At 62.2% G+C, this 26,038-nt stretch carries 29 protein-coding genes and 1 pseudogene; 5 read left to right on the top strand and 25 right to left on the bottom strand.

Going from position 1 to position 26,038, the window contains the following annotated elements:
• Positions 1–97: 97 nt before the first annotated feature.
• The 7 genes from ACFFNA_RS16650 to ACFFNA_RS16620 all read right to left on the bottom strand — a co-directional run bounded on the left by ACFFNA_RS16650 (position 98) and on the right by ACFFNA_RS16620 (position 4,921).
• Positions 98–523, bottom strand: a complete 426-nt coding sequence (locus ACFFNA_RS16650; protein WP_378919915.1) for a hypothetical protein — start codon at positions 521–523, stop codon at positions 98–100.
• Positions 523–714: a hypothetical protein gene (locus ACFFNA_RS16645; protein ID WP_378919913.1), complete on the bottom strand. Its 192-nt coding sequence runs from the start codon at positions 712–714 to the stop codon at positions 523–525. Before ACFFNA_RS16645 ends, ACFFNA_RS16650 begins: the two co-directional genes overlap by 1 nt.
• Before the next feature lie 609 nt (positions 715–1,323).
• Positions 1,324–1,572: a hypothetical protein gene (locus ACFFNA_RS16640; protein WP_378919911.1), complete on the bottom strand. Its 249-nt coding sequence runs from the start codon at positions 1,570–1,572 to the stop codon at positions 1,324–1,326.
• Between the two features lie 106 nt (positions 1,573–1,678).
• Positions 1,679–2,152: a hypothetical protein gene (locus ACFFNA_RS16635; RefSeq protein WP_378919909.1), complete on the bottom strand. Its 474-nt coding sequence runs from the start codon at positions 2,150–2,152 to the stop codon at positions 1,679–1,681.
• 179 nt (positions 2,153–2,331) lie between these two features.
• Entirely contained in the window at positions 2,332–2,646 is a 315-nt protein-coding gene (locus ACFFNA_RS16630; RefSeq protein WP_378919907.1) for a hypothetical protein, read from the bottom strand.
• An 8-nt stretch (positions 2,647–2,654) separates the two neighbouring features.
• On the bottom strand, positions 2,655–2,951 hold the full coding sequence (locus ACFFNA_RS16625) for a hypothetical protein (protein ID WP_378919905.1): 297 nt from the start codon (positions 2,949–2,951) through the stop codon (positions 2,655–2,657).
• 17 nt (positions 2,952–2,968) lie between these two features.
• Positions 2,969–4,921: a hypothetical protein gene (locus tag ACFFNA_RS16620; protein WP_378919903.1), complete on the bottom strand. Its 1,953-nt coding sequence runs from the start codon at positions 4,919–4,921 to the stop codon at positions 2,969–2,971.
• Positions 4,922–4,927: 6 nt separating this feature from the next.
• On the opposite strand from ACFFNA_RS16620, the gene ACFFNA_RS16615 reads away from it, so the two are divergent.
• Complete coding sequence (locus ACFFNA_RS16615; RefSeq protein WP_378919901.1) at positions 4,928–5,194, top strand: hypothetical protein; 267 nt, start codon at positions 4,928–4,930, stop codon at positions 5,192–5,194.
• Here ACFFNA_RS16615 and ACFFNA_RS16610 read toward each other — a convergent pair.
• From ACFFNA_RS16610 to ACFFNA_RS16580, 7 genes are all read right to left on the bottom strand, one after another.
• Positions 5,188–5,691: a hypothetical protein gene (locus ACFFNA_RS16610; protein ID WP_378919899.1), complete on the bottom strand. Its 504-nt coding sequence runs from the start codon at positions 5,689–5,691 to the stop codon at positions 5,188–5,190. The genes ACFFNA_RS16615 and ACFFNA_RS16610 overlap by 7 nt on opposite strands.
• 3 nt (positions 5,692–5,694) lie before the next feature.
• Positions 5,695–6,414 (bottom strand): hypothetical protein, encoded by a 720-nt coding sequence (locus ACFFNA_RS16605; protein ID WP_378919897.1) that lies wholly within the window; start codon positions 6,412–6,414, stop codon positions 5,695–5,697.
• 108 nt (positions 6,415–6,522) lie between these two features.
• On the bottom strand, positions 6,523–8,994 hold the full coding sequence (locus tag ACFFNA_RS16600; RefSeq protein WP_378919895.1) for a phage tail protein: 2,472 nt from the start codon (positions 8,992–8,994) through the stop codon (positions 6,523–6,525).
• Entirely contained in the window at positions 8,991–9,614 is a 624-nt protein-coding gene (locus ACFFNA_RS16595; RefSeq protein ID WP_378919893.1) for a phage connector family protein, read from the bottom strand. The genes ACFFNA_RS16600 and ACFFNA_RS16595 overlap by 4 nt, the downstream gene beginning before the upstream one ends.
• Before the next feature lie 330 nt (positions 9,615–9,944).
• Positions 9,945–10,934: a Coat protein gene (locus tag ACFFNA_RS16590; protein ID WP_378919891.1), complete on the bottom strand. Its 990-nt coding sequence runs from the start codon at positions 10,932–10,934 to the stop codon at positions 9,945–9,947.
• A gap of 177 nt (positions 10,935–11,111) precedes the next feature.
• On the bottom strand, positions 11,112–12,023 hold the full coding sequence (locus ACFFNA_RS16585) for a hypothetical protein (protein WP_378919889.1): 912 nt from the start codon (positions 12,021–12,023) through the stop codon (positions 11,112–11,114).
• A gap of 265 nt (positions 12,024–12,288) precedes the next feature.
• Positions 12,289–12,861 (bottom strand): hypothetical protein, encoded by a 573-nt coding sequence (locus tag ACFFNA_RS16580; RefSeq protein WP_378919887.1) that lies wholly within the window; start codon positions 12,859–12,861, stop codon positions 12,289–12,291.
• Between the two features lie 387 nt (positions 12,862–13,248).
• Here ACFFNA_RS16580 and ACFFNA_RS16575 point away from each other — a divergent pair, with 387 nt between their 5' ends.
• Positions 13,249–13,569, top strand: a complete 321-nt coding sequence (locus ACFFNA_RS16575) for a YMGG-like glycine zipper-containing protein (RefSeq protein ID WP_378919885.1) — start codon at positions 13,249–13,251, stop codon at positions 13,567–13,569.
• Positions 13,570–13,800: 231 nt separating this feature from the next.
• Here the strand turns inward: ACFFNA_RS16575 and ACFFNA_RS16570 are convergent, their stop codons facing one another.
• The 4 genes from ACFFNA_RS16570 to ACFFNA_RS16555 form a co-directional block, all read right to left on the bottom strand.
• On the bottom strand, positions 13,801–14,238 hold the full coding sequence (locus ACFFNA_RS16570; protein ID WP_378919883.1) for a hypothetical protein: 438 nt from the start codon (positions 14,236–14,238) through the stop codon (positions 13,801–13,803).
• A 3-nt stretch (positions 14,239–14,241) separates the two neighbouring features.
• The gene (locus ACFFNA_RS16565) at positions 14,242–15,300 is read right to left on the bottom strand and encodes a hypothetical protein (protein WP_378919881.1); all 1,059 of its coding nucleotides are present in this window, start codon (positions 15,298–15,300) and stop codon (positions 14,242–14,244) included.
• A 206-nt stretch (positions 15,301–15,506) separates the two neighbouring features.
• Positions 15,507–15,827 carry a Bbp19 family protein gene (locus ACFFNA_RS16560; protein ID WP_378919879.1) on the bottom strand — a complete coding sequence of 107 codons (321 nt, stop codon included), beginning with the start codon at positions 15,825–15,827 and terminating at the stop codon, positions 15,507–15,509.
• A complete protein-coding gene (locus ACFFNA_RS16555) occupies positions 15,824–17,599 on the bottom strand; it encodes a portal protein (RefSeq protein ID WP_378919877.1) in 1,776 nt (591 codons plus the stop codon). Before ACFFNA_RS16555 ends, ACFFNA_RS16560 begins: the two co-directional genes overlap by 4 nt.
• A gap of 103 nt (positions 17,600–17,702) precedes the next feature.
• Here ACFFNA_RS16555 and ACFFNA_RS16550 point away from each other — a divergent pair, with 103 nt between their 5' ends.
• A complete protein-coding gene (locus ACFFNA_RS16550; RefSeq protein WP_378919875.1) occupies positions 17,703–18,320 on the top strand; it encodes a class I SAM-dependent methyltransferase in 618 nt (205 codons plus the stop codon).
• A 201-nt stretch (positions 18,321–18,521) separates the two neighbouring features.
• Here ACFFNA_RS16550 and ACFFNA_RS16545 read toward each other — a convergent pair whose 3' ends face one another.
• Positions 18,522–19,091, bottom strand: a complete 570-nt coding sequence (locus ACFFNA_RS16545; protein ID WP_378919873.1) for a hypothetical protein — start codon at positions 19,089–19,091, stop codon at positions 18,522–18,524.
• 134 nt (positions 19,092–19,225) lie between these two features.
• On the opposite strand from ACFFNA_RS16545, the gene ACFFNA_RS16540 reads away from it, so the two are divergent.
• Positions 19,226–19,597 (top strand): nuclear transport factor 2 family protein, encoded by a 372-nt coding sequence (locus ACFFNA_RS16540; protein ID WP_378919871.1) that lies wholly within the window; start codon positions 19,226–19,228, stop codon positions 19,595–19,597.
• Here the strand turns inward: ACFFNA_RS16540 and ACFFNA_RS16535 are convergent.
• The 6 genes and pseudogenes from ACFFNA_RS16535 to ACFFNA_RS16510 form a co-directional block, all read right to left on the bottom strand.
• Complete coding sequence (locus tag ACFFNA_RS16535; RefSeq protein ID WP_378919869.1) at positions 19,576–20,163, bottom strand: hypothetical protein; 588 nt, start codon at positions 20,161–20,163, stop codon at positions 19,576–19,578. The genes ACFFNA_RS16540 and ACFFNA_RS16535 overlap by 22 nt on opposite strands.
• Complete coding sequence (locus tag ACFFNA_RS16530) at positions 20,163–20,528, bottom strand: hypothetical protein (protein WP_378919867.1); 366 nt, start codon at positions 20,526–20,528, stop codon at positions 20,163–20,165. Before ACFFNA_RS16530 ends, ACFFNA_RS16535 begins: the two co-directional genes overlap by 1 nt.
• A 62-nt stretch (positions 20,529–20,590) precedes the next feature.
• Positions 20,591–22,837, bottom strand: a complete 2,247-nt coding sequence (locus ACFFNA_RS16525; RefSeq protein ID WP_378919865.1) for a hypothetical protein — start codon at positions 22,835–22,837, stop codon at positions 20,591–20,593.
• Between the two features lie 252 nt (positions 22,838–23,089).
• A complete protein-coding gene (locus tag ACFFNA_RS16520; protein ID WP_378919863.1) occupies positions 23,090–23,845 on the bottom strand; it encodes a phage terminase large subunit family protein in 756 nt (251 codons plus the stop codon).
• Between the two features lie 323 nt (positions 23,846–24,168).
• Positions 24,169–24,840, bottom strand: a pseudogene (locus ACFFNA_RS16515) (terminase large subunit domain-containing protein); the annotation flags it as partial.
• The gene (locus ACFFNA_RS16510; RefSeq protein ID WP_378919861.1) at positions 24,770–25,162 is read right to left on the bottom strand and encodes a hypothetical protein; all 393 of its coding nucleotides are present in this window, start codon (positions 25,160–25,162) and stop codon (positions 24,770–24,772) included. The gene ACFFNA_RS16510 and the pseudogene ACFFNA_RS16515, both read right to left, overlap by 71 nt.
• A gap of 218 nt (positions 25,163–25,380) precedes the next feature.
• Here ACFFNA_RS16510 and ACFFNA_RS16505 point away from each other — a divergent pair, with 218 nt between their 5' ends.
• Positions 25,381–25,710, top strand: a complete 330-nt coding sequence (locus tag ACFFNA_RS16505) for a hypothetical protein (RefSeq protein WP_378919859.1) — start codon at positions 25,381–25,383, stop codon at positions 25,708–25,710.
• The last annotated feature ends 328 nt before the right edge of the window (positions 25,711–26,038 follow it).

Here is a 26,038-nt window from a genome sequence, read left to right as displayed (position 1 = left end):
CCATTCTCGACCTCTTCACGCGGCCGCCACGCCGCAGATGTCCTCACTGTGAGAAGCTGCTCGCAGACGCCGTCAAACCTAAACTGCCAAAGTAGTGCTAGGCCTCGAAAGGATAAACCATAGCGAGCGGAATTCCCAATGATTCAAGCAAGTCGAGAATGCGTTTCGAGATGACGAGGCGATAATCTGCAGAGATTCCGAAATCGTCGCGACCCGCTTGTCCGTTCACCTTCAGCCACACCAACGGGGGGATCTCCACTCCAGGCTGCAATTCTTGAAAATTCTCGGAGGTGGTCACTTCAGCATCGGCGAATGTTGCACCTGAAAAGCCCATTTCCAATAGCGCGTGTTTGGTTTCTTCGGTAACGAGAAAGCAAGGGAAAGTCGTTACCAGAACATCACCAAACCAGCCTTCCACCTCATAGTGGAGCTTGCTTACGATCGGCGGGTGAACACTGCTATCCAGCTCCGTGTTTTCGCCAAGACCACCAGCGACATTTGGCCTTATGTAGAAATATTGCATCATTCACCTATTGGAGGATTGAACAGATGGCCATATTTTTTTTCGATGTAGGCAACATAGTCCAGCACCTGCTGACGAGTCGCATTGGGATGCAACCTGTAAAATTCGTCCCACTCAAAGCGAAAAACCGTCAGATGGAGAAGGTTATCCAATTCCTTAGGGATTCCGCGAAGATTCTCAAGTGAGTGCATCTCCTCTTCGCCCACAAGTCCGGAATATCTTTTTAAGACCTGCCGCTCTGCTGCGTGATGAACTACTCCTTACCTTCTAATTTGGGATGCGCGTTGAGGAATTACGGTGACAGTGCACTTTTTGCTGCGTCAGCCGGCCGTCATTGTGTAGTTGACTGTCATCGTAGTTCCTTGAGAGATGGATGTCGCGGTTTTCGACGCCCCGCGCAAGGCCGAGAGTATCGGCCGGCCGGTGGGCAACGAGGCATTCCTGGATCGAATTGCCGGGCAAACCGGAAAACGTCAGGTGGCGAAAAGAAAAATGGTGCACTGTCACCGTATTTCCGACGCGCCGGCCTGGACGCGAGTTTCAATTTGGCGCTCACGGCAGGTCCGAGGGATCTTTGTTCGCTGGAGCGTTAAATCCGCAGTCGCTTCGAGAATACTACCCTTCTAGGCTTCGAAAGGCTCAATGTGAGCGAAGGGAAGGCCCAGTGATTCAAGCAAGTCGAGAACGCGTTTCGAGATGACAAGGCGATAACTTGAAGAAATCCCGAAGTCGTCGCGACCTGCTTGTCCGGTCACCTTCAGCCACACCAAATGGGGGATCTGCACCCCAGGCTACATTTCTTAAAAGTACTCAGAGGTGGTCACTTCAGCATCAGCGAATACTGCACCTGAAAAGCTCATCTTCAACAGCGCGCTTTTGGCCTCTTCGGTAACGAGAAAACAGGGAAAGGTGGTCACCAGTGCAGAACCAAACCAGCCTTCCACCTGATAGTGAAGCTTGCTTACGATTGGCGGATGAACGCTGGTGTCCAGAACGGTGTTTTCACCAAGACCACCAGCCACATGCGGCTTTATGTAGAAATATCGCATTATTCACCTATTGGCGGTCGAACAGATGGCCAGACGCCGGCAAGGCGATAGTCGCCTGTGATCACCGCCGGTTTAGCCAAGGTGCTTGGCGACAAGTACCGACACATCACTCTTGAAGCAGCGGAAGAATCTTTTCGTCGAGGAATTTGAGACGCCCGCCCAACATTTCCGCGTTGGCGGGATTCGCCGGGACATTGACAGGAATCAGCTTCGCAATTGACTTCCCCCGCCGAGCGGCTTCAACCCAATCTTCCATTGCGCCAATGTATCCATCCAGCGCCTCATACGGAATTCTGACGTCGTCGCCTGGCATGTAAGCTGGAGGCACATCACCCACGATCACCCATATCCATGCGGGTACATCTGGCCTTCCAGGCGAAATCTCGAAGAGAAAAATGTATACTATGCCCTCGGCACCATATCCAAAATACTCCGCCTTGATATTCTTCCTCCACTCAAAAAATTTAATGTATTCACGGGCCTCGCCAAGGGCAGCGTCAAAATTGTCGTCCGCGTCCGGATCGTCCGCCGCAAGCGGCAACCGACTGACCTTGCTGAGATCTGGGGCGATTGCATTCATACTCCGTCTCCACCAATTAAGTTCTTCTTGCGCCATCGCCTGTTAGCCCAGCGCGCAGAATCTCCGGCATCTTGATGATGCCTTATATGGTCCTCCCGGGTACGAGGCTTCACATTCAATACGTGATCTCCCCCACCATCGGCCAGCGGTATCTCATGGGAAGCGTCCATAAGACGAAACTAACTCAGCTCCGATTCTTGCGGTTCATCAGGCATCTTGGCACGCTTCCACGGCGAAGTTTTTGTATCGCGCCAAGCATGCCAGCCCAACGGCAAATCCGCCAACTGTGCAACAGTTTGATCAAGCTCTACCACCTCGACCAAGGCCACTAAAATTAGGTCATCTTGATCAATCTCAGCCTCATTTCCATAGAATTGCCACGACTCGTCATCGTGATCATGTGACACATACGCAATCCAACCTGCACTACTGAATACTTTCCGAGTAGATATGACGGCCAAATTTTTTTGGTCTTTGAACTTCCAACTACTCATATCATCACCTATTTGTTTGATTTGTCCAAATTCTCAAACCTGGCGAGAATCTGAAAATTTTTGTAGCTATTCGATCCAGGTGATTTCGTCTTGTCGGCAGGGTTAACTGGGTCTATATGATCAATATGCGCTTCATTTTTGGGAGGAGTAACACCTTTCCTACTTTGATTTGGTGTAATTACCTCTATTCCGCTCTTATCTGACCTTATAGAACCACCGTTAATTTTCATATTTTCCTTAAATATGGTTATTCTCTGCTTCTTTGTTGGTTTGTTGCCTGGAGCAATGTTGGGAGGATCTTCCAAATGTGCATACGGCCTCCTTATTTCGTCTGCCTTGCCAGTCGAAACTGGAATCTCTTCTGTACTAGTTGTCGGGATAGAGCCCGGCCCATTATCCGGAGCGATATCGGGTTTAGCAAGGCTGGAACGCTCGGCAAGTCTTGCCACCCTTGGCTACCAACCGCGCTGACCCCCTCGGCGAGGACATTGCCGCCAGCACCCCAAAGTGCCCCATTGGCAATTCCCCAAGGAATGCTCCCGCCCGTGTTGTACGCGTATGCCCCGCCATATGAGCCACCCGCCGCGCCCCCAGCGCCGGTTCGGGCAGCGAGGTTCGTCAGGCCGCTCTCTGCCGCCGCGCCAATCCCTGCCCGGCCCAGCAAAGTCATTACGCCTCTCGCGACCCCATATCCGGTCAAGCCGGCGCCGAGGGCCTCCGCCGCCCAACCGGCCGAGCCTGCCCGGTCCGCAGCGTCCTCGGTCCGGGCCTGCTCAGTTCCGAGAAGGTCCTGGTAGCTCTCGCCCGACAAAGCGGCGTCCAGCCCGGCGGAGATCGCGTCCGCACCTCCGGCGGCCGCGCCCTTGGCCGTGAGGCGACCTACATCCGAGAACGCCAGGCCAAATTGTTGCAGCAACGACATGGTGCTGTACTGCGCTTGAGCCGGATGTTCCCCCATCCAAGCCAGCCCACTCTTGAGCGCGGCGAGCTGGGCTTCCAACAACTCCGGGGTGATGCTCGGATCCTGGGCAGCCCGGGCTCGCCATTGGGCTTCAGCCGCTAAGGATATCTGTCCGGCCACCGCCTTGCGCGCATCAGGGTCACGAACCGCCAATACAATCGAACTCAACTCTGCAAGACGCTTTTCGAACGGCTCGCTTGGGTCGATGTATTTCGCCGCCCGCTGGTCAGCTACAGCCCACGGCAGCGGCAGTTTTCTGTCAAAACCCATCTCCTGCTGGGCAGCAGTGGCCCAAGTCACGGCAGCCTGGAAATCCTCAGGCGTTGAGACCTTGTTCCAGTCCGGGGCTTTGTTCGGGAACAGTTGGCTGACGTAACCGACGGGATCGGCGCGTCTGGCACCCAACACCAATTGCGCGGCGCCGGCCTTTACCTCATATTGCTCGCGCTCTTGCTGCGAGCCATCGGGGCCGGGTTCAAGATCCCGAAGCTCGGCATGTATTGCCTGGTTCGGCGCACGGCGCATTTTGAAGAATGCATCGGCGATGCCAGCCGTTATGTTGAAGGTCTGGAAACGCCCGGCACCCTCGTCGGCGCCGTAGATGTTGACGAAATCCTGTTCGCTCGGCTTCTTCTCGGGATACTGGCCCGTGCTGGCGATAACCGCCGGGGCATTCTGCTCCGCGAGTTGCACCTTGGCGCGGGCATCGACCAGTTGTGCGGCGGTCGCCGTATTGGCTTGATCGCGTAGCGCGGCAACATCGCCGGGCGCCAAATAGGTGATGGCGTCGAGGGGTGCGGCGGCTGTCTTGCCATCCGGCGGTGTCGAACTGGTTGCGCCAACAGCCTTGGCGCTGTCATCCTTGGTGTGGCTTCCAGCCTGCGCCGCGCCCAGCATCTCGGCCGCCCGCTTCGGGTCCTGCACGATCATCGCCTGGACCAGCGCCTTGGCCGTGTTGCTGCGCCAGGCCACTTCCGCCGCTTGCCGGGCGAGCGGGTTGCCGATCTTGGCGATCAGGTCGAAGCCGTTCTGCCGGATCGCTTCGAAAGTCCCGGTGTCGTTCGGGTTGCCTTTTGCGATCGCGCTGGTCGAGATGTTGTCGACCTTGGTCCACTCAGCCTGCTCATAGTCGTCGCGGCGCGCCTGCTGCCGCTGCGCCATCCGCAACGAGCCGGCCGCGCGCATCGCCTCCTTCTGCCTGGCGAAATTGGCGCGCTGGCTCTCGGGCATGTTCGGCAAGGCATGGTCGAACAGCGTGTCGAACAGGCCTGATTTGACCACCCGGCCGGTGCGCGGATCGACCTGGCCGTACATGGCGTCGTGCAGGCCTGCGCCGTCGGCCGGCGCATTCGCCGTCACCTCGTCTTCCGCCTGCGCGATCCGGCCGTTGAACCTACGGCGCGCGAGGTCGGCGTCGAACGCCTCCTGCCGCTCTTTCATCTGCTGGTAGCGCTCGGCGACAGCGGAAAGCTCGTCGCCAAATCCCTGCATCGCCCTGCCGACCGGCGATCCCTCGGGATAGGAGACGACAGTGCCGGTATCGAGCCGGCGCTGGGCCAGTTGGAGAGGAATGGTCGCCATCAGTAGAGACCTCCACTGGAGAGGCCACCCGGCGCCGGCGGAAAGGCGCCTTTGCCGAAGGTGACGGCCTTGGTCGGGTCGTAGAGGCTGGAGAGGCCTGATCCGAGGCTGCTGCCCGCCTTGAAGATCGACGCCGTCACCGCCTGCCTGCCGGAAAAGCGCGAGATCGCGGCTTGCGTGCCAAGATTGTTCTGGCGCAGCTGCGAGCTGTACTGGATCGCCTTGAGGTCGAGCTGGCCCTGCCCAGCGTTTGCCGCCAGCACTTCGGCCGGCGAGCCGGCAATGCCAACGCCCGAGGCGCCGGCCTGGGCGCGCGCCTGCGCCTGCAGGAGGTCCTGCTTGCGGCGCTCCTGGCCCTGCTCGAAGGCGGCACTTTGCGCGTCGGCCCGCGCCTGCTGCTCATAGGCCCTGGCCTGGGTGTCGGCCATCTGCTTCGACTGCTGGCCTTCGACCAGCGCGCCGCCGACCGAAAGAGCCGTACCGAGAAGAGCGAGTGTGCACATGGTTCAGCCTCGTTCGCCGAAGGGGTTGCTTGTCGGGGTGCTGGCGGGAAGGAATTTGCTTTTGACGCCCTCGGAGCGCCTGACTTCGCAGCGCCTGACTTCGGGGCGCTTGACCGGCGCGCCGAGCGCCGGGCGCGGGTCGAGCGCGCCGCCGGGGCTGAGGAAGGACAGGAGCAGCCTGTCGGCCTGCAGCGCCGGCCGGCTGAGGCGGGCGGGTGCGGCGGCGCGCGGCCCGGCCATGGCGGTGCGGCGGGTGGTGGTCAGGTTGACCTTGAGGTCGGCGACGCCGGCAGCGTCGAACAGGCCGTTGGCGGTGGCGATGGCGCGGGCGAGCGCATCAGCCTCGAACAGTTGCTGGCGCAGCAGCTCGACCAGCCGGTGCACGGTGCTCCAGCGCTCGCCAAGCAGCGCGGCCCTGGCCTTGATCTCGTCGCCGAGGGCGGCGATGTCGGCGCGGGCTTCGCTGGCGGCGGCCTCCGTGCGGCGCTTGCCGGCGGCATCTATGGTTCTTTCCAGCAGCGCTATTGCTGCGTTGCAGTCGTCGAGCGCGGCGCGCGCGGCGGCAAGGTCGCCGTCGCCGAAGACCGCGCGGTCCTCGGCCTGCGCCAGCTCGGCTCTGCAGCGAAGCGCGTCGTTGAGGTCGGTGTCGAGCAAGGCGATGACGGAAGCGTATTCGGCAGCCGTCCGCGCCCTGCCGAGTTGCTCGGCATGGGGGGATGTCATTGGGGTGGGTCCTTTTGGGAGAAGGAAAGATCAAGGCTGGCGGGACAGCGCCCCGCTCTGTCCGGCAGGACAGAGCGGGGGTTGGCGGGAATGGGACGTTGGCCTTCCCTAAGGCTCCGCGTCGAACACCGGCGTAAAGGCGCGGATGGTGCAAGGCGTCGGGTTGACGTGGCGGATCCTCACCCTTCCCTGCCCTTCCCAGCTGTCGTCGATCGGCACCTCGACATTGCCGGTGAACAGCGTTGCCCCGCCGTCGGGCGCGACGATCGAGGGCATGCGCACCGGCTCCCAGCGGCCGCGCATGAAGGACTGCACTTCGAGCCCGGTGGTGTCGGTTTCGAGCAGCGACAGGATCACTTTCGCCACCTTCTTGCGGCGGCCGATGATGGAGCCGTCGCGGCCGCCGACATCGAGCTCCAGCGTGTCGGCGCCCGCCGCATAGGGCAGCCCGAGCTGCCATTTGGCTGATGCGGGCGACCCGGGCGGCAACGTCACGGTGCCGCCGCTGCCGACCGTCAGGCCGCGATAGACCTTTGCGCCGGCCAGCACATCGACGGACTGGCCGGCGAGGTGTGCCGCGCCGCCCACGGTGGTCGCTGCCACGCCGGAGTAGGTCAGGCCGCAGTCGACCTCGAAGGCGTCCGCGATGGCGCCATACTCGAATGGCGCGGTCTTGACCTCGATGAAGCGCCTGGTCGCGCCGCCAATGCTGCGCTTGACGACCAGCCAGAGATCGTCGTTGCCGTTCTGGCCGGGGGTCACCGCAGCGCTTTCGACAACCGCCCAGCCCAATCCGCCGAAGGCGCCGCCCAGACGATGCCGGTGCATGCCTCTGACCTCCTGGGATGGCTGATGGGTGTAGCCGCCAAGCTCGCCATTCGCGAGCGGGAACCACAGCAACGGGTCGGGATCGGTCTGGAAGGCGAGTTCGACCACGCCAAGCTTCGGGATATGCTCGGAAATCTGGCCGACATCATCGGAGGTGAAACGGCTCTGCGCCGTCTGCGTCAGCTCGGCGATCGATTTGCGCGAGCGCGTGACATAGAGGAACGACTGGCCGGCATCGACCGGTCGGATGCGGGCGCAGCCGAAGGTGCGCGAACGCCGGTTCTTGAACGAGGACGGCGTCAGCGCCTCGTCGATGCCCGAGCCCGAAAGCGCGCGCACACCGCCCGACGTGCCGATCAGCAGCGCACCGTCGGACTCGGCGATCCAGACGATGTCGTTGGCCTGGCCGCCGCCGGCCTGCACGAACTCCAGCGCGTCGTCGTCCTTCTCGCCCAGCGCGAAATTGTCGAAGTCGCCAGTGGCCGAGGCATAGACCGAGAATTTCCGGCTGAAGGCCAGGCGTTCCTCATAGAGCGAGCCGCCTTCCATATATTTGCCGGGAACCAGCGTACCCAGCCGCCAGCGGGATACCGGGTTGAGGTCCGGTAGGGCATGGCCGTACATGCGGACCGTGACAATCGTCGTGCTGGTGCGCGACACGATCTTGGCCCAGCGCCAGCGACCGTCGGAGGCGAACAGCCTGACAGCGCGGCCGACATCGCTGGTCTGGAAGCCGGTGCCGCCATTGATGCCGACGATCGCGGACGCCGTCAGGTTGAACGGCGTCATCAGGTCGCCGTCCTCGTTCGGTGCCCATTCGGCCAGGCTGGTGTTGGCGGAGTCTGGACCGCCGCCGCCTTCCGCGTCCCAGCGCAGGTATTCGAAGGCTGTCTTGTTGAAGAACTCGTAATACCGGCGCTCTGAAGCAGCCCAGCCGGTCTGGCCCTGCTGCGAGTCGATCGTCACCCATGTGGAACCGTCATTCGATCCCTGCACCTCCCACTGGGTCGGCATGTCCTGCGACTCGGAGGCGGCGCCATTTGCCTGCACCCAATAGGCGTTGCACACCTTCCGTGCGCTGGACGCCAGGCGGTATTGAACCCACGCGCCGGTGCCCGATGAAATGATCGATCCGGTCTTGCTGCTCTTGTCGAACAGTTCCCATGCATCGGCAGTCGCGTTTTGGCTGGAAACCGTACCGCTTGGCGCGGTCAGGCTGGTCATTCTGGGAACGAAGGAACCGTAGGCCGCCGGTGTCAGCGTGGTCGCGGTGTTGTTGATGTCATCGTAGGGACCGTCGTCGATCGCGTAATCATTCAGCGTCCATGTCGTGTGCGCTGTTCGCGTCAGCACCTTGGGCGGATAGTTCCTGTGGGTGATCCACATCTGGTCGGCCGACTGCACATAGGCGAGATCGAACAGGTCCGCCTCGAGATAGGGCGTGACGACCTCGACCGTGCCGACGCGGGCGCCAGAGGCATAGACGCGGATGTAGAGATCGCCGAATTCGAGCGCGTAGGCCTGATCGGCCGAGAAGATGAACGGGATCAGCCGCGTTTTCTTCAGCGAAATCTTCACCTCGCCGGCAAAGTAAGTGCCGCCGCGCTTGCGGATGCCGCCATGCGGCAGCGTGACGAAGTTCTCGCATTTGGCGAGTGCTGCCCGATAGAAATCGAGCGAGGCGCGTGCGTGCAGGCGCGGCGAGATCTCGCCGCGGATGAAGACGTCCTGGACCGGATAGAGCGTCGTCATGAGCGCAAAATCCTGCTGTCGCCGGGCGCAACCCTGTTGTCGCCGCGCTGGCTCGCCCAGGACGCGGTGTAGGACCGGCCGCCGCGCTGTATGGCGCTGGCGTTGAGTGCCGCGTCCAGCGCCCGTTCATAGGCCGAGCGGGCAATGTCGATCATGCCCGACTTGTGCGTCAGCGGATGCGCCACCTTGATGGCAAGTGCGGCCACCAGCACTTCGGTGAACAGCGCGTCCCAGTCGTTCGGGTCGGTGAGGTTGGCGACATAGCGGATCACCAGCGGCCCGGACTGATCGCTGTAGATCAGGTCGGCCTCCTGGCGCCAGGAGACAGGCACGCCGTCCGGTTCGCCATTGCGGGTCGGTGGCAGCGGCCGCAGGCAGTCGGCCGGCAACTCATAGGCGAAGTTCAGCGTGCAATCGCCGCTGCCGGTATCCGCGCCCGCGACGGTGGCGCGCAGGATCGCGAACACCCAGGCATATTTGGTCAGCTCCGCCTCGCGCGTCAGGTCGAAATGCAGGTTGATGAGGCGTGCGGCCTTGACGTCCTGATCGAGACTGTCGACCGGCGCCTCGTCGAGCACGGCGAGCGCCATGTTGGCGATATCGAGCGGTGTGATGGCCATGGGCTAGCGCCTCCGTGAGAAGGGTTGATGGGGATATCGTCGGGCATGAAAAAAGCCGCTGCGAAGCGGCTTGGGGATTGGATGGCGATAATCAGAGATCGCGCTCTACGGCGCCCCCCTCTGGCCTGCCGGCCATCTCCCCCACGGGTGGGGAGATTGGCAGTTCAGGCGCTGGGCCTCTTCCTGCAACGTCGGAGATTAGCGAAGGCCGCAGTGACATCCGATCTCCCCCCTCGTGGGGGAGATGTCCGGCAGGACAAAGGAGGGCGCGAAGGAATGCGGCCTTGGAGTGGGCTTGGCGCAACGCCCCCGCGCCTCGCCTCGGCCCGATCAGGCCTCGGTGGTCTTCAGCGCGATGAACGTCATGGCCTTGACGCTCGAGGCGGTGCGGTCCCAGTTGGCCGCCAGCGCCAGCTCCGCATCGGTGGCGAATTCGCCGGCCGAGGAGGCATCGAGGAAGCGCGTGCCGGGAACGTGCGGCACGAAATGCCGGCGGCCGACCATTTCGGTGACGCCGCCGCCATGGCCCTGGCGGGGTTTGCGATCGAACTCCAGCGGACCGCCTTCGGTGTTGACCGGCAGCTCGTTCCACAGGATCGCTTTGTCCTTGAACATGAACGCCGTGTACACGCCCGCTGCCACCGGGATGTCGTCGTCGACGACCGCCCGCAGACCCATGTAGTAGGGGATCAGCGGTCCGCCCTGCTCGGACGACGGCACATAGTCGATGAGGTCGGCGAGCTTCAGCGCCTTCATCTGCTTGGAGTGCATCCAGATCGTCTTGAACTTGTCGGCGCGGTCGCCCATCAGATAGGCGGCCTCGATGATGTCGGTGTCGACGATGGAGGCGCCGGTGGTGCGCACCAGGTCGCCGCCATCATTGGCGATGTTGTCGGCGACGACGCCCTTCAGGATGCCGAGCAAGGTCAGCTTGTTGGCGCGCTGCCAGTACTCGGTCTGCCGCTTGACGATCAGCTTCTGCGGATCATCGCCCGCCAGGATCGAGGTCAGGTCCGGAACGCCCCACGCCTGGGCCCGGACATTGCGGGCGGCGACCTCGCGGCGCGAGCCGATCTTCTTCATCTCGATGGAATCGGCCGGATCGTCATTGACCGGCTCGGACGGATCGTTGCCGAGATCCTTCCAGCCGGGCATGTCGACCGAGCGGCCGCCCATCGACAGTTTCGAGGCGATGGCCGGGTCGGAAAACAGGATTCCGGCCTGGTAGATTTCGAGCGACTGGACATGCTCCTCGAACGCATATTGCGCATAGACGGACGGAACGATCGCGTCCGCGATACGGGTGTAGGCATCTGCCATTTTTCTCTTCCTTCAGGTTTGGGTTTGGCGGAGAAGGTGTGTTGAGATTCAGGTCAGGCCGAGCCGAAAATGATGGCTTCCGAGAACCGGAGCGGAGCGGACATTCAGGTCCGTGAGCACCGGAAGCGCAGAAAGCCGTCGTTTGCAGGCCGGCATCACCTGAATATCGACACAGCTTTAGAGGGGGTTGTTTGGCATCCAGCGATCCGGATTTTCCCCGGCCTCGCGGGCCAGCCGCCGAGCGCGGGCGGGGTCGCTTTTGACGAGGGCTGAAATCGCCGAAATGTTGCGTTCGCCGGCGGCGTTGCGCTTGAACGGATTGCCTCCGCTCAAGACGGCACCGCCGTCGATCGTGTCTTCCGTGAACATCGCCTCGCCAATGGCGTGGAACGCCTTGGCGATCTGCGGATCGGTCAGCGCGCCGTCAGGCAGAAGGATGCCCTTCGCCTTGTAGGCGTCGACCAGGCCGAGCTTCTTCATCGCCCGGTTGGCGACCTCGATCTTCCGGCGAAAGCCATCGCTGTCGGTCGGCCCCCAATCCCTGACAAGGTCGTCATGCGTGGCCTCGACCGAACGGGCCAGCGCGAACTCCTGCGCTTTCGCCTGCTCGGCCATGTAGCCGACGAACTTGTCGTGATAGGCCTGCGCGATCTTCGGCGAAGCACCCGCTTCGACCGCCCAGGCCTTGGACGCATTGGCGAGTTCGTCCGAATAGGCGAAGTTTTCCGGCAACCCTTCCGGGCGCCGGTACTCGACCTTTTCGGATGAGGTGACCGGACGCATCGCCTCGGGCAGCCGGGCATGAAACCGGTCCCAGTCTTCCCGTGATGCGTCCGCGGCGGGAACGCGCAGGCTCTCACCCTGCTGCCGCTCCAGCTCCGCATAGGATGTGAAAACCCGATCGAGGCTTTCAGGCTTGGTCCAGCCCTTGGTCTCAGCAAGCTTGCGGTTGCCTTCGGAAAGACCGTCAAACCAACTTTTGGCCGGCGGCGCGGCGGACCCGTTCTCCGCACCTACGGGTTGCCGTACTGGGTTGCCTGCCGGCTGCCGTGCGGCAGCCACGGACCCGGCGTCTGCCAGATCTATCATGTGAGATTTCCTTTATGAGGGTTAGAAAAGAGCCGGCGGCAAAGCTGCCAATCTCCCCACCTGTGGGGGAGATGGCCGGCAGGCCAGAGGGGGGCGCGAAGGAACGCTGACCTTCGATTTGGCTTGTCAACGCAACCGGTTTGGTTTGATGAAACAGCCCGACAGGTCGGCGGGACGCGCCCCCCTCTGCCCTGCCGGACATCTCCCACACGAGGGGGGAGATCGGCCGTCATCGCCGCTTGCGTCAAGCGCCCAAGTTTGTGGGCTAGGCATTATCGCCCCAGTTCTCCCACAGCAGCGTGATCGTCCCCGTCACGGCAATCATCCCGTCGGCGTCGATGTCGATGCCGGTGGCGAAGGCGAGGTTGAGATAGAGATCGACCGGCGTCGTCGTGCCATCCAGCGTCGCGGCGGCGGCGATGTCGGCGGTCGAGGCGGTGGAGAGCGTAGCACCGGCGCCGTCCAGCGTGCGGGCCGTCGAGGCCAGCACGTTGACCATGGTCGAGGCCAGCGTCGCGCTCGATGCCGGCGCCGAGCCGAGCGACCAGGTCAGTGCGGCATTGTCGTTGATGGTCGCCGCGCGTGCCGTCACCACGGCGAATTGCAGCCGCGCCGTGCCGCCCTTGATGCGCACCTTGCCGTCGGTGAAGTCGAATATCTTCTGGCTGGCATAGGCCTGCGCGTCGGTGACCGGCACCGGCATGCCATTGAACGAGAAGACGGTGCGGAAGGCGCCGCCCTGCCCCGTGGTGACGGCTTTCAGGCCGGGCCTGGGCGGGGCAAGGCCGGCCTCGCGGGCGGCGGCGCGGACAAGTGTGCGGGGAAGACCTCGGGTCATTGGTATGTCTCCATTGTTTGAGTGAGGAGTGGTGCGCGCAGCGCATGGGAAGCCAATTGCTTGGCTTTCCAAACGACGAACGGTGAAAGTCCGGTCTGCCTTCGGGCGGATCGAAAGGTCCAGTGGACCTTTCAAAGGACTTGAACGCCCGAAGGCCTGGGAGCGATGGCGGAGGGCCCGGCGCAGCCAGACCGACCCGTCAAAGGCTGAATCGTTTTGACAAGGAGCCGAGCTAGCGCCTTGTTCGAAAGAGGTGTTTTCGGCTCTCGGTCCATCAACGCCCGAGAAACCATGTCTTATATCGTGAGGCCGCGTGCCCCCGTTCCGCCGCAATGCGGCGGCACGTGGCGAGCCATAGGGATTTCAGGCCTTCAAGGGAGACTTCACATGACCTTTCACAAAGCCATTGCCGCCGTGCTGATGACTGCGGCACTTGCAGGCTGCGCGCAGACCGAAGGCCAGCAGAGAGCCGGAACCGGCGCGCTGATCGGCGGCGCCGGCGGCGCCCTCGTCGGCCAGGCCATTGGCGGCAACACCAAGAGCACGGTCATCGGCGCGGCCAGCGGCGCCCTGCTTGGCGCGGTCGTCGGCTCAGCCACCACCCCGCAACCGCAACGGCGCGGCGAACAGATGTGCCGCTACCAGGACCGCGACGGCCGCATCTACACCGCGCCCTGCGACGACCGGTACTACAACGGCGATTATTGATCGTTAGCCCCCCTTCTCCCCGTTCTACGGGGAGAAGGTCCCGGCAAGGGGGGGTCCGAAGGACGGGCAGCGCCATGTTCTGAGATGCTGGCGCCGCCCGTAAGCTCCGCCCACACCAATAATGATCCAATCAACGAGCCGTGGTCGTCGACTGTCTGATGTCTGACAGTGGTCTCATCTCATACCGTCTTGCAGGCGATATTCTCCGACGTGCGAAGTCACCAGGATCATTCAATCCTTTTCCGGCCCGTCGAATGAACGAACCCCGGCTGACTCATTGCCGAGGCGCTCAAACACGTCTAGGGCACGTTCTGAAACAACAAGCTTGTGGTTCGGAGCCATGCCGAAGTCGTCATGTCCCGGCTGCCCATGGATCTTCATCCAGACGAAAGGTGGAAGTTTCGTCTCTGGCTGCAGCCGATGGAACAGCTCCGAGGCAGTCACCTCGACATCGGCAAACGTCACCCCTGAAACACCTATCTTCAACAATTCTCGCTCAGCTTCTTCTGTAACAAGATAACAGGGAAAGCTCCTTATCAGGACATCTCCGATCCAAACGTCGATCTCATAGTGAAGTTTGTGCACAATCGGTGGGTGAACACTGTTATCGAGAACTGTATTTTTGCCAAAATCGCCAGCCACAAACGGCTCCACATAATAGTAATCCACTTTTCACCTATATTTTCCGACAGGCGGCACGAAATGATGGCCATATTTCTTATCCATCATTGTAGAATGGTCCAGAATCTGCCGCTCGGTTGGGTTAGGGTACTTTTCATAGAATTTGTCATTTTCGCTTCTAATGATAACAAGATGAAGTATTTCATTTAAATCTTTAGGTATTCCGCGAAGATTTTCTACCGAATTGATCTTCTTCTTCGACAGGAAATTTAGAAACCTCTTAAGTAATTTCTGCTCGGCTGGGTGATGAATTACCAAATCCTCGATGTTCACGCCGGGGTTCGCCTCAGCATACCCTTTCCGGTAATTATTTGTAGTCGCCTCGCCAAATATTGCACCGGGATGCTCTACGCGTCTGGGGTCTCTGGCAAATAGTTCGCTCGCCACTGCGGCGATCATCTCGCGGTCCAGCTTTGACTTCCGAGGCGAACGGGTCGTCTGGCGTCCGCCTTGCGCGGGGCTGGGCGTCGTAACGCCAGAGAGGGCGTTGGAACCGGCGACCGGAAGTTCCCCGGCGGCATCAAGCGACGTCGTGGGCTGCTTGGAGAAGTTCTCAGGCTGTGGCTTTGCCGGTATGGCTCCTGCTGCGCCTTCGCCGGTACCTAGCTTCTCAACCTGCCCGGGAGCGACTTTGGACGTTGGTGTATTTGCAGCTTCCAGATTGCCGATGGATCGTTCAGCTCGCACCGCCGCTCCGGAACCGACCGCCTCGATTGCTCGCGCTATCCCTTCCTCGGCAACTGCAGCTCGACCAGCCCCGGGCCACGGTATCGACCAGCTCAATGCATCAGATCCCTGATGCATCATCAGGTTCTCGACACGGTTCGCCGGGTTGTAGTAGGCATCCTTGTAATCTGGAGGGCTGATCGTTCCTCCGGACATGCCGTAGGCAACCCAATCATTTACGTTGGCCAGGGCGATCCCTGCATTCGCAGCGACCTTGCCAAGGGCTTTCGCATCTGATGCGAACACCGAGAGCGTCGAAGGGGCCTTGTAGCCAGCACCGGGAATGATCCAGCCCAGACCGGCATCGGCCAGTTGCCGCGCCACGGCTGCCCGAGCAAGAGGGCCTGACGTTCCCGCGAGCAGCGTGCTTACCCTCGCATTTTCATCCTGCTGATAATACCGCGACCTCAGAGCGCCTCTACGGCGCGGAATTCTGATGTGTCGCGCTCCTCGGCTTTTGTTGCGGCACGGATTCTCAAGTCAGGGCCGGAGGGAGCCGTGACCACGCACGGCTTGACTGCTAAAGCGCCCTACTCCTCCGCCCGCGCCGCCTTCTCCAGCGCCACCAGTTGCGCCTCATCCAGCGTCAGAAACCCCATGATGTGCTGCACCACTTCGGCGCGGGCATTGCTGAGTGCGCTGTGCAATTCGAACCCGTTGGGTGTGCGGGTCCGCGCCATCCATTCGCCATAGGACGGGCGGCGGTAGTAGCCTGTTGTTGCCGCGAGGTCGGCCAGCACCATCTCGCCGTCCACGCCGGAAAACACCCTGAGATACGCCCTGGCCAGCGCCTCTCGCGCCTTGGCCGGACCGCCGGCCTGGCCGGATCGGGCGAAGCGTTTGCCGCTCATGCGCGACCGCCCGCCGGATCCTGACCGGCTGGCACGCCTTGCCCGCCTTGGCCGGACCCGGCCTGGCCCTGCAGCATGCCTTGCAGGCCGTCGAGCAGGCCGCTGTCGCGCGCCTGCACCGCCGCCGGCACCGCATCCTTGGCCGCCTTGCCGGCGGTGGCGATCGCCGCCATGCTGGCCTGGGCCTGGCTTGCTTTGGCCCGGGCATCGCGCAGGCCGTCGACCTCCTCCTTGCGGCGAAAAATGCGCTGCGGGCTGCGGCCGGCGCTCTGCACGATCTTGATCGCCTCGTCGCTGTCGATGTTGTCCATCACGCCCGGATCGAACTGCGCCATCTGCATGGCCGTCGTCACCACCTGGATAGTGTCGCGCGCTTCGGCCGAGCGGCGCAGCACGTCGAGCGGGCCGGTGAAGGTCGGCCGCACCGCCTTGCCGGCGAGGCTCGCCGGCGGCAGGAAGCGGCTGTCTTCGTCATAAAGCCCCTTGTCCTCCAAAATGCCGAGTTCGCGGTCGAGATTGGTGGCAAAGCCCGCCTGGATGATCGAGCCGGAGGGGCCGAGCAGCGCGCCCTTTTCCTCCTGCCTTATCAGCGCTTCGGTCGCCGTCATCTGCGGGTTCTGCACCAGCGTCTGGAACAGATTGACGAACATCATGTCGCGGATCTCGTCGGCGCGGCTCTGCGCGTAGTTGAAGGCATAGGTCGGATTCTGCCCGGTCGAGATCGGCGCGATCAGCGGCCGGCCATTGTCGTCGATCAGGCCGGGATAGTTCTCGCCGGGATTGAGCACCGGCACATAGTCGAGTCGGGCTTTGGAGGCGGTGGCCGGATCGGTGATCTGCTGCAGGGCGCGAAGCCCGGAGCGGCGCACGGCGTTTTCCTCGCGCACCGTGGTCAGCGCTTCGATGGTCGGCGAGATGCCGTAGGGGTCGCCCTCGTAGCGGCGCCAGTTGAAGGTCGACACCGGAAAGGTGCGAAAGCCGCTTTCCCGCACGATCTCCTCCTCGTCCTCGATGACGTGGTAGGAGGCAAACGCCGTGTCGAGATACTGGGTGTGGCCACCCAGCCGATACATCTTGCGCTCGTCGCGCGGCTGGATGCACTGGACCAGCGAGATCTTCGTCTCGCATTTGGCCGGATCGTCAACCAGCACCTTGATGCGCGCCGGCAGCTTTTCGTAGCCGAGCAACTGCGCTGCCTGCCTTGCCGTGCGCTCGTAGCGGCGGTGAAAAATGTCGACCTGGCCCCAACGGTTGCGCGAGAGATAGCCCTCGACCACGGGGATCGAGGCATAGCGGATCAGCGTCGAGCCGAACCCCTCCTCGGCATAGAGATAGGCCGGGCCGTAGCGCACGACATTGCGCAGACAGGCTTGGGTCGCCGGCACGAAGTTCGAATTGGCAGAGTAGCGCAGCGAGAACAGGAAATCGCGCAGGGATTCCGCCCATTCCTTCTCCTCGTCGGTCTCCTCGTCGTTCATTTCGGCGGTCGACAGGCCATGCCATTTTTCCGACTGCGGAATGATCAGGCTTTCCAAACCTGCGGCAAGCCGGTTGGCGGCCGAGTTGATGGTGTTGGCGTAGACGCGAGCCCCGCGCCGCTCCTGCCGCTCGGCCTGCGAGTCCGCCCCGCCAATGCGGCGGCCGCTCCAGATGTCGGGCGCATCGGGGTCGCAGAACTCCGCCACCTGCTCCCACACCGCCTCATACTGACTGCGCTCGCTCTCGAGCTCGGACTGGCGGGACAGGATATCGCGGGCACGGGAATCGGTCATGTCAGATCTCTCTGGTTTGGCGCGACGGCATCGCGACCATGTCATTGTTTTGCGCGGTTCTCGGTCTAAGAAGGTCTCGCGGCGGGTTTTGGAGGAGGTCGAAGTGACGACGACAAGCCTTGCCGGTACCCTGAAAAACCGCGGCAAACAGGTGGCGAAGCGGCTGCTTGGCTATGATTCCCGCAACTGGCTGCGCATCCGCCAGATCGAGGCGTTCACCGTCTTCCTCGAAGCGGGAAATCGCAAAGCCGCCGACGTGATCGAAATCTCGCCCGGCTGGAACCGCTATTGGCGGGCGATGTGCCCGAACTACCGGTCGGTCGATTTCCCCGCCTTCGACATCTGCAAGGACCGCACCGACGAGCAATATTCCATCGTCATCGCCGACCAGGTGCTGGAACATGTGCGGCGGCCGCAGGCCGCGGTGCAGAACATCCACGCCATGACCCGGTCCGGCGGCTGGGCGATGGTGGCGACACCCTTCCTGTTTCGGGTCCACGCCAGGCCGCACGACTACAACAGATGGACCCCCGCCGGCCTGAAGCAATTGATGGTCGAGGGCGGCTTTGCCGAAGCCAACGTCAAGGTCCACGGCTGGGGCAACAAGGCCTGCGCCAGGGCCCACATCGGCGGGCCGGTGCGTGCCTACGGCCTGTGGCGGGATCTCAGCAACGACGAGGAATACCCGCTGATGGTGTGGGCGTTCGCGAAGAAGGCGTGAGAGGCCGAAGCTGCCAATCACCGCCGCTTCACCAACCGCGCATGCCGCCGCCAATACCACCACGCCAGCACACGCTTGCGAAAACTGCGCTTCATCGCGGTCATGGTCTAAAGCCCCAGCAGAACGCGGCGCTGGCCGGTGAGGCTCGCCGGCGCGAGGTCGGTCTTGATGGTGCTCAGCGTTCCCTGGCGCTGCTCGAGCTCAGCCCGCAGTGCGGCTTCCCGCGCCTGCACGTCCTTGTCCTCGGCCGTCGGCGTCGGCGGCAGCGGTTTCAGTTCCGGTGGTTTTTGAAACAGGCACATGGTTCCAGCCTTCTCTTGTCCAGTCGTAGAGGAAAAAATCTTCGCCGTTCCGGCCGTAGCCCGGCAGCAGGCAGCGTTGCGTGGCGCCGAGCCGGCCAAGCCAGCGCAGCGCCAGTTCATTGGCGGCGAGCGCCCGCGCCTCGACCCGCCAGGCGCCGCGTGCCGCGACTTGGTGAGCCAGCACGCCGTGAAAGAATTCCGTAATCCCAGGCACGCAGCGCTTCATCCGGCGCGTGCCCCAGCTCCAGGCGATCCACAACCCGCCGCGCTGTTCGGCAGCACCAAAGCCGGCCTCCGGATTGCCGTCCAGTTCGGCGACATAGGCAAACCCCTGCAGCGCCGTCAGCGCCAGCAGCGCCGGCGACCACTGGTCGAACTGGCAGTCGATCTCGGCGCGGTCTTCGGGGCGCAGGTTGGCGGCGATGTAGGAGAGATCGCGCAAGGTGGCGGGGATGATGCGAAGGGTCATAAGCAGGCCTGAGCGATGGGGTGCGCTTCCCGCTTTCGGGGAGTCTCGAAGGCCCGCGCACTTGACCGGCCCCGTCGCCAGTGACCTACTTCGGACATCGCAGCCTATCGGTTATCCCTGGAGGAGACGGGCGAATGAACATTCGAGCGACACTGACGGAGCTAAGCGACGCCTTCAACGCCCACGATCTCGATCGCATCATGGCGTTGTTTGCCGACGACTGCGTCCTGGAGATGCCGAGGGGAAGCAAGCCCTGGGGAACGCGTTGCGAGGGCAAGCGCAACGTACGAGACGCGCTGGCGACACGCTTCGAAGGCTTGCCCGATGTCCACTACGGCAACCCCGAGCATTTTGTGGATGCGGCTGCCAATACCGGCATCTCGAAATGGACCCTCATCGGCACCACCCGCGAGGGCACGAGAAAGGAAGTCCAGGGTTGCGACTTCTACACGTTTCGCGACGGCAAGGTGACCCGCAAGGATTCTTACTGGAAAATCGTGGAGTAACCCACGGCGTCAATTCGAGACATCGCAGCTATTCGGTCTCGACGCAAAGAATTACGGTGACAGTGCACTCCCAATGATTCCAGCAAATCAAGAACGCGTTTCGAGATGACGAGGCGATAGTTTGCTGCGATCCCGAAGTCGTCGCGGCCGGCCTTCCCATTCACTTTCAACCAGACGAAGGGTGGGAGTTCCTGTCCAGGCTGGTCCTCGTGAAACTCTTCGGAGGTTGTCACTTCGACGTCGGCGAACGTCGCACCTGAGCAGTCCATCTTCTGCAGTGAGCGCTGGGTTTCTTCGGTGACGAGGAAACAGGGGAACGTCGTAACGAGCACATCACCAAACCAGCCCTCTACCACGTAGTGAAGCTTGGTTACGATTGGCGGATGGGCGCTCGAGTCAAGAACGCTGTTTTCGCCAAGCCCACCAGCGACGTTCGGCCTTATATAAAAGTATCCTGCCGACCCGTCGGTCAGGTGCCCCCGTGTCGCTTCGGCAGGTTTCGATCTGAGGGTAGCAATCCATCGCTTCAACGTCGCCCCCCAAGAGCCGCCAAGACTTAAGGACATCAAGACGCTTCGAAAGGTTCAATCAAGGCATTGGAGATTCCCAATGGCTTGAGGGCATCGAGGACGCGCTCGGAAACGACAAGGCGGTAATCGTTCGCGATTCCGAAATCATCGCGGCCGGCATCCCCGTCCACTTTTAGCCATACGAACGGCGGAAGCCTTTGATCCGGCTGCATTTCCTCAAAAAGATCAGAGGTGCTCACTTCGACCGGGCTGAATGTCACGCCGGAGATACCTATTTCCAGTAGCGCGCTTTTTGCTCCTTCGGTGACAATGAAGCACGGGAAGCTCTCTAACAGCACGTCGCCAAACCACCCTTGAAATTCGTAGTGCAGCTTCGTTACAATTGGTGGATGGATGCTCACGTCCCTCACCGTGTGATCACCAAGTCCGCCCGCCACTTCCGGCTCTATGTAGAAGTATCGCATCATTTACCTACTGGGGGATTGAACAGATGGCCAAATTTTCTATCGATTTCAGCGACTTTATCAAGGAATTGTTGTTTCGTCGGATTGGCTACTTCTCTGTAAAATTGATTCCAAGCAAGCCTAATATCTCGAAGATGCAAGGTAGAATTTAGACTATTTGGAATACCTGAAAGATTTTCTAGAGAATGAATGAAATCATCGTCAAAAAGACCCGGGTATTTATTGAGCACATCCTGCTCTACCTTGTGGTGAATAAAAACTTTTCCTATTAATTGTGGGTGTTTTTTGAAGAAATTTCTCTGGTATTTCTTTGAAAACGCTCTTCCGACGTCTGTCGCCAAACTTTCGGCGACAGGGGTCTCATTAGCAAACCTAGTACCCAACCACCGAAGGCCTGCAGCTCCTCCGGCAGTTGTTCCGGAGGCAGAAGTGACCGGCAGTTGACCGAGGGCGTCCAAAGGATCGTCGCGCAGATCCCGGAGAAACAGCCCAATGTCGTGTGGGGCTCGGCCTAGGGCCTCGAAACTCTCGCTGAGATAATTGCCGAAGTCCTCCGTAGCCTGTTGGAATGCAGACTGGGGTTCGCCAGGGTGCACCGATGGAGGCTGTCCTTGCCCCGTCGCCGCTGTGGTGATCGGGTCGACTTGGGCCGGCCGAGAACGGCCAACTAGATCCAACTGCTGTGACAGGGCCTCGCGAACACCCGGATCGGGCGCCGCTGCCAGGAGATCACGCAGGATGATGTCCTTATCAGCCTGCGGCACGCCTTCGTCGCTAAAGGTGTCGGCCAGGCTTTGGGCAATGGCCCTTGGTAGGGGCTGAAGGGTCGCGACGCCCAGTTGCCTTTGGGCCGCAACGGAGACGGCGATGGCCCACTTGTATACCTCCGGATCGCTGGTCTCCGACTTGCTGTCTGGACCGGTTGCCGCCCTCCAGGCAGCATCGACATTGGGGCGAGCGTAGCCAGCAGAATCCTCCCGCCTCATGCTCAGTGTCTTGAGCGCAGCGGCAGCCGTGACCTGATACCGTCTCTGCTCCTCGTTGGAACTACCTGGCCCAGGCTCGGCATCGCGTAGCGCTGCGTGGATAGCCTGATTGGGCGTCGTTCGCATGCCGAAGGCCTGACGGCCGACATCCATCCTTAGGCTGAAGTCCTGGTACTGCTTGCCGCCCTCTTCGGCGCCATAGACAGCGGCGAAGTCTGCAGGGTTAGGCATTTGGCCAGAATAGGTACCTGTGTTGGCGATTGCGTCCGGCGCGTTTTGCGAGGCGAGGTAGATGTTGGTGCGCGCTTCGATCAGTTGCGCCACGATGTTAGCGTGCGCTTGATTGATCAGCCCCTGCACATCGTCGGGCGACAGATCGGCGCGAAGATCGGTTGTCAGGATGCCCCCCCTGCTGAGAGGCGATGACGACCCGTCCCCAAACGCCTGCGCGATCCGTTCATCCGGCGTGAGTTTGCCGACGCGGTCGCCTTTCGCAGCCACGGCATCGGAGGCATCCGCAGCATCGGCGCCTGAGCTACGGGAGGGTGTTGTCGGCGAACTCACACCAAACATCGCAAGCGCTCGTTTGGGATCCTTGGCGATCAGGGCCTCGAAACGTGCCTTTGCCGCGGTGCTGAGCCAGGCCTTCACCGCCTGCTCCCGGGCCTGCGGATCTAGGCCCCTCTTGTCGATGAGATTGAGCCCGTCCTGCCTGGCCGCCTCGAAGCTGATGTTGTCGTCGGGGTCGCCCTGCCCTATGGCAATGGCGTTGGTTTTTAGCGCCGTGTCGACCTGGGCCTGTTCGTAGTCTCGACGCCGCTGAAGCTGCCGCTGCGCCATGCGCAGCGAGCCCTCCGCGCGCATCGTCTCCTTCTGCCTGGCGAAATTGGCGCGCTGGCTCCCGGGCACGGTCGGCAAGGCGTCGTCGAACAGCGCCTCGAACAGGCCGATCTTGACCATCCGGCCGTTGTGCGGATCGACTTGGCCGTACATCGCGTCATGCAAGCCTGCACCGTCGGCGGGGGCATTCGCCGTCACCTCGTCTTCCGCCTGCGCGATCCGGCTGTTGAACCGGCGGTGTGCCAGTTCGGCGTCGAACGCGTCCTGCTGCTCTTTCATCTGCTGGTAGCGCTCGGCGACAGCGGAAAGCTCGTCGCCAAAACCCTGCATAGCGCCGCCGATTGGCGATCCCTGCGGATACCGCACCGCGTTGCCGGTATCGAGCCGGCGCTGCGCCAAATTGAGAGGTATGGTCGCCATTGAATTGTCTCCTGCCACGAGGGAGCGCCAACGGGGGGCATGGCCGGATCGCACGCGTACTGGCGGCTCGCATTCGCAGGCTTGGTCAGATCGAAGATCTTTGGAGAGACGGAGCGGCGTTGAGGGCGCCAGAAGCGCCGTGAATGACGCGTCGTAGAATTCCGCCGCAGTGACGTCGAAAGTCGCGGCACGGATAATCGGGGCAGGCCCAGAGTCAGGCCCGATGATTACAACGCGATAGGTGTTCCGCCCTTACCGAAAAGCCCCCAACGGATCGCTCTGGCCCACCTGTCGCCGAGCGCTCTTGAACTCGGCCGGATCGACCACCGCTTCGCGCAGCATCAACACGCCATAGCGTGTCGCCGCCATCAAATCGTCGCGCAGTTTGACCACCTGGCCATCCCTGCGGTGATAGAGCCGGAACTCCTCGAACCAGGGGGCAAGCGTCGAAAACACCTTGAAGCGGCCGGATTGCATGCGGTCCAGCATCTCCATCAGCCCGGCTTCGACCGAGACGGAGCCGTCCGGGAATTGCGCGTGGCGGGTCAGCATGTTCAGCCCGTGTGCTGAATATTGCCGGGCGAGCGCCACGCCCGCCCCTTCCAGCGTTTCGCGGCGGCCGTCGCGCGGCCAGGCCCAAGGCAGCCATTCGCCCCACGGTTTCAGGGTCAGCGTCTGCATCGCCGGCGTCTGCTGCGAAGCGCGGCAGGCTTTTGCGACATAGACGACGTCGGCCTCCGTATCCCAGGCGAGCTCGACCGCGGCCGACGGATGGTCCCAGCCAAAATCGAGCGCACCGATGCGCGGCCAGTAGCGCGGCAGCCGAAACGGCTCGCAAGCGATCAGCGCCTCGGCCACCGGAAAGATGCGGCCCGACCCCAGCACCGGAATGCCGCGCGCACGTGCCTCGCGCTCATGCGCCGGATAAGCGGCAACGATCGCCGCGCGCTCCTGGGGGGTGTAGTGCTCGGCATCGTCGATGGTCATGAAGGTAACGTGACGGGTCATGGCGTTACCTCTGGAAAGCTTGGTTCCTCGCCCCCACGAAAGTGGGGGAGAGGTGGCGCGGCGAAGCCGCGACGGAGAGGGGGAATGGCGCAGACGGTGCAAGAAGAAGCGAACCCCATTTTGTTAAGCCGGCACCCTACGAAGCCCCCGCTCCGGCCGCTGCGCGGCCACCTCTCCCCCGCTTCACGGGGCGAGGAACCCAAGCCCTGAGGCGACCCTCCCCGGCCCTTCGCAGGCTCAGGGCGTTCGAAGCTCGAAAAGCCAAGCAATTGGCTTTTCGTCCGCTAAAGCGGACCGCTTCTAACTCCCTCCACCTCTTCCGCCGACAAGAACAACAGCACCACATCCGACATGCCGAGCAGCGGCGTGAAGGTGACGATGGTGATGCCGCCTGTCGCATTGGTCCGGGTCAGGCCTTCGGAATAGATGTCGAGCGGCGGTTCCTCGTCGAACCAGACGCCGTGCAGCGTCTCGCCCTGCCATTTCTCGCGGCCCTTCTCGAAACTCTTGAACGACAGCACCGATTCATCGGCCTGCACATCGCCGCCACCGCCCCAGCGCACCACGACGCTGTCGAGCGCACCCGGTGCGCCGCGCCCCATGGTGGTCTGCAAAATTGCGTCGGCCGGGATCATGCCGGTGCCCCAGGCCGCCTGCTGCTGCGGCGGGCCGACCAGCACGCGCTGCGGGTTGTCGCGCGTGCCTTCGCCGGTAACGCCCGCCGCCCACAGCCGAACCGCGCTGTCAAAGACCTTGCCTTGCCACCACGAGGGATAGCGGCCGGTCAGGTGCATCGCCCATTCCGCACCGCCGGCCCTCGTCTTGCCGAGCTGGTTGCCGGCCATGAACAGCCGTTCGCGGTTTTGCGCGCCCGCGGCATGGAATTCCGCTTGCCTGGTATAGGGCTGGTAGGCGGCGAGCTGGTTAGTGCGGCGCCTGCGGTCCAGTTCCGCCAGCAGCGCCAGATATTCCGTCTTCGCTGCCGAGGTCTTCAAGGAACGGCTTGAGGACGGCTTCGAGGCTGCGGATGCGGCTGCGGATCTCGTCATCGCTCAGCCCGTCCAGTTGGTTGATCGAAACATGCAAATCCTTGGGCAGCACCGAAAGCACGATCTTCAGATACTGGTCGGGCTTGTCGGCACGCACCTCGGCGATGACGCCGGCGCCATGGGTACGGAAATCGGCACGCACGGCAGCCAGGAAATCATCGCCCAGTGTCTTTCTCGCGCGCTTTGGCTGGCGCTTGGCGGCGGGCGGCGTCTTGGTTCGGCTCTTCGGCGCCCGGCGAGCCGGCCTGGCCGGCGGCTTGTCAGCCATGCCCGGCCTCCGCTGGTATGGCGGCGGATTTCGGCGTCCTGGATTTGGAGTGAGCGGATTTCGCCGCCCTGGATTTCGCCGCCTTGGATTTCAATTGGGCGGCGCGCTTGCGCGGCTTGCTGGACCGCCCGCGTCGGTTTTGCCGGGGTCTTCGCATCTGTCGCGTCGGCCGGTTTTGCCGCTTCGGAGCGCGCCGCTTCGGAACCCGCCGCACCAGATTGGCCGGCAAGGCGCAGCCGGGTCATCAGCCGTGCCGTCCCGATGGCTTTGTCGCCGACGCCTTGGAAACCCGGAGCGAACCCGAAGCCGTCGACCGCGTCAACCGGACCGCCGCGCACCATGCCGATCAACACGCCGGGCGCAACTTGCTCAACACGACCCAGACGCGGCTGCGGCGCGGCACCCTCGAATTCGCCAATGGCGCTGACGACCTCGCGGCCGTCATCGTCGGTGATGATGGTGGCGTAGCGGACCATGGGGATTTCTCGCGGGTTGCGGATGGGACGTCAGGGCCGAAAGATGGCGTTCCGTCCCGCCAACACGTCTGATTGAGCCAGAAACAAAAAAACCGCCTCGGCGGCGGATCGTTGGCGCAAATCAGCACCATGGGCAAATATGTAGCATAGCTGCCCTCACCCAGTCAACGATTTTCTGAGAAAAAATTCCTATTTCGGTTTTCCCAGTATGGAACCGCGCAAGTTCCCTTTGCTTCGCCGAAGGACTGCAGGAAACAAAAAAACCCGCCTGCACGGCGGGTCTGGAGGTCATTGGCGCAAATCAGCACCATGGCCAAATCAATAGCACAATTGCCCTCACCGGACAACCCGATCGGCACGCGGGTCGAGCGCCGAGGATCGGGCTTTTCGTGCCGGCTGG

The organism is Mesorhizobium kowhaii, assembly GCF_042431665.1.
In the GTDB taxonomy this organism is placed as follows: Bacteria; Pseudomonadota; Alphaproteobacteria; order Rhizobiales; family Rhizobiaceae; genus Mesorhizobium; species Mesorhizobium kowhaii.
Note: the sequence above shows the minus strand (reverse complement) of the source record. Positions and strands in the feature narration are given on the sequence as shown.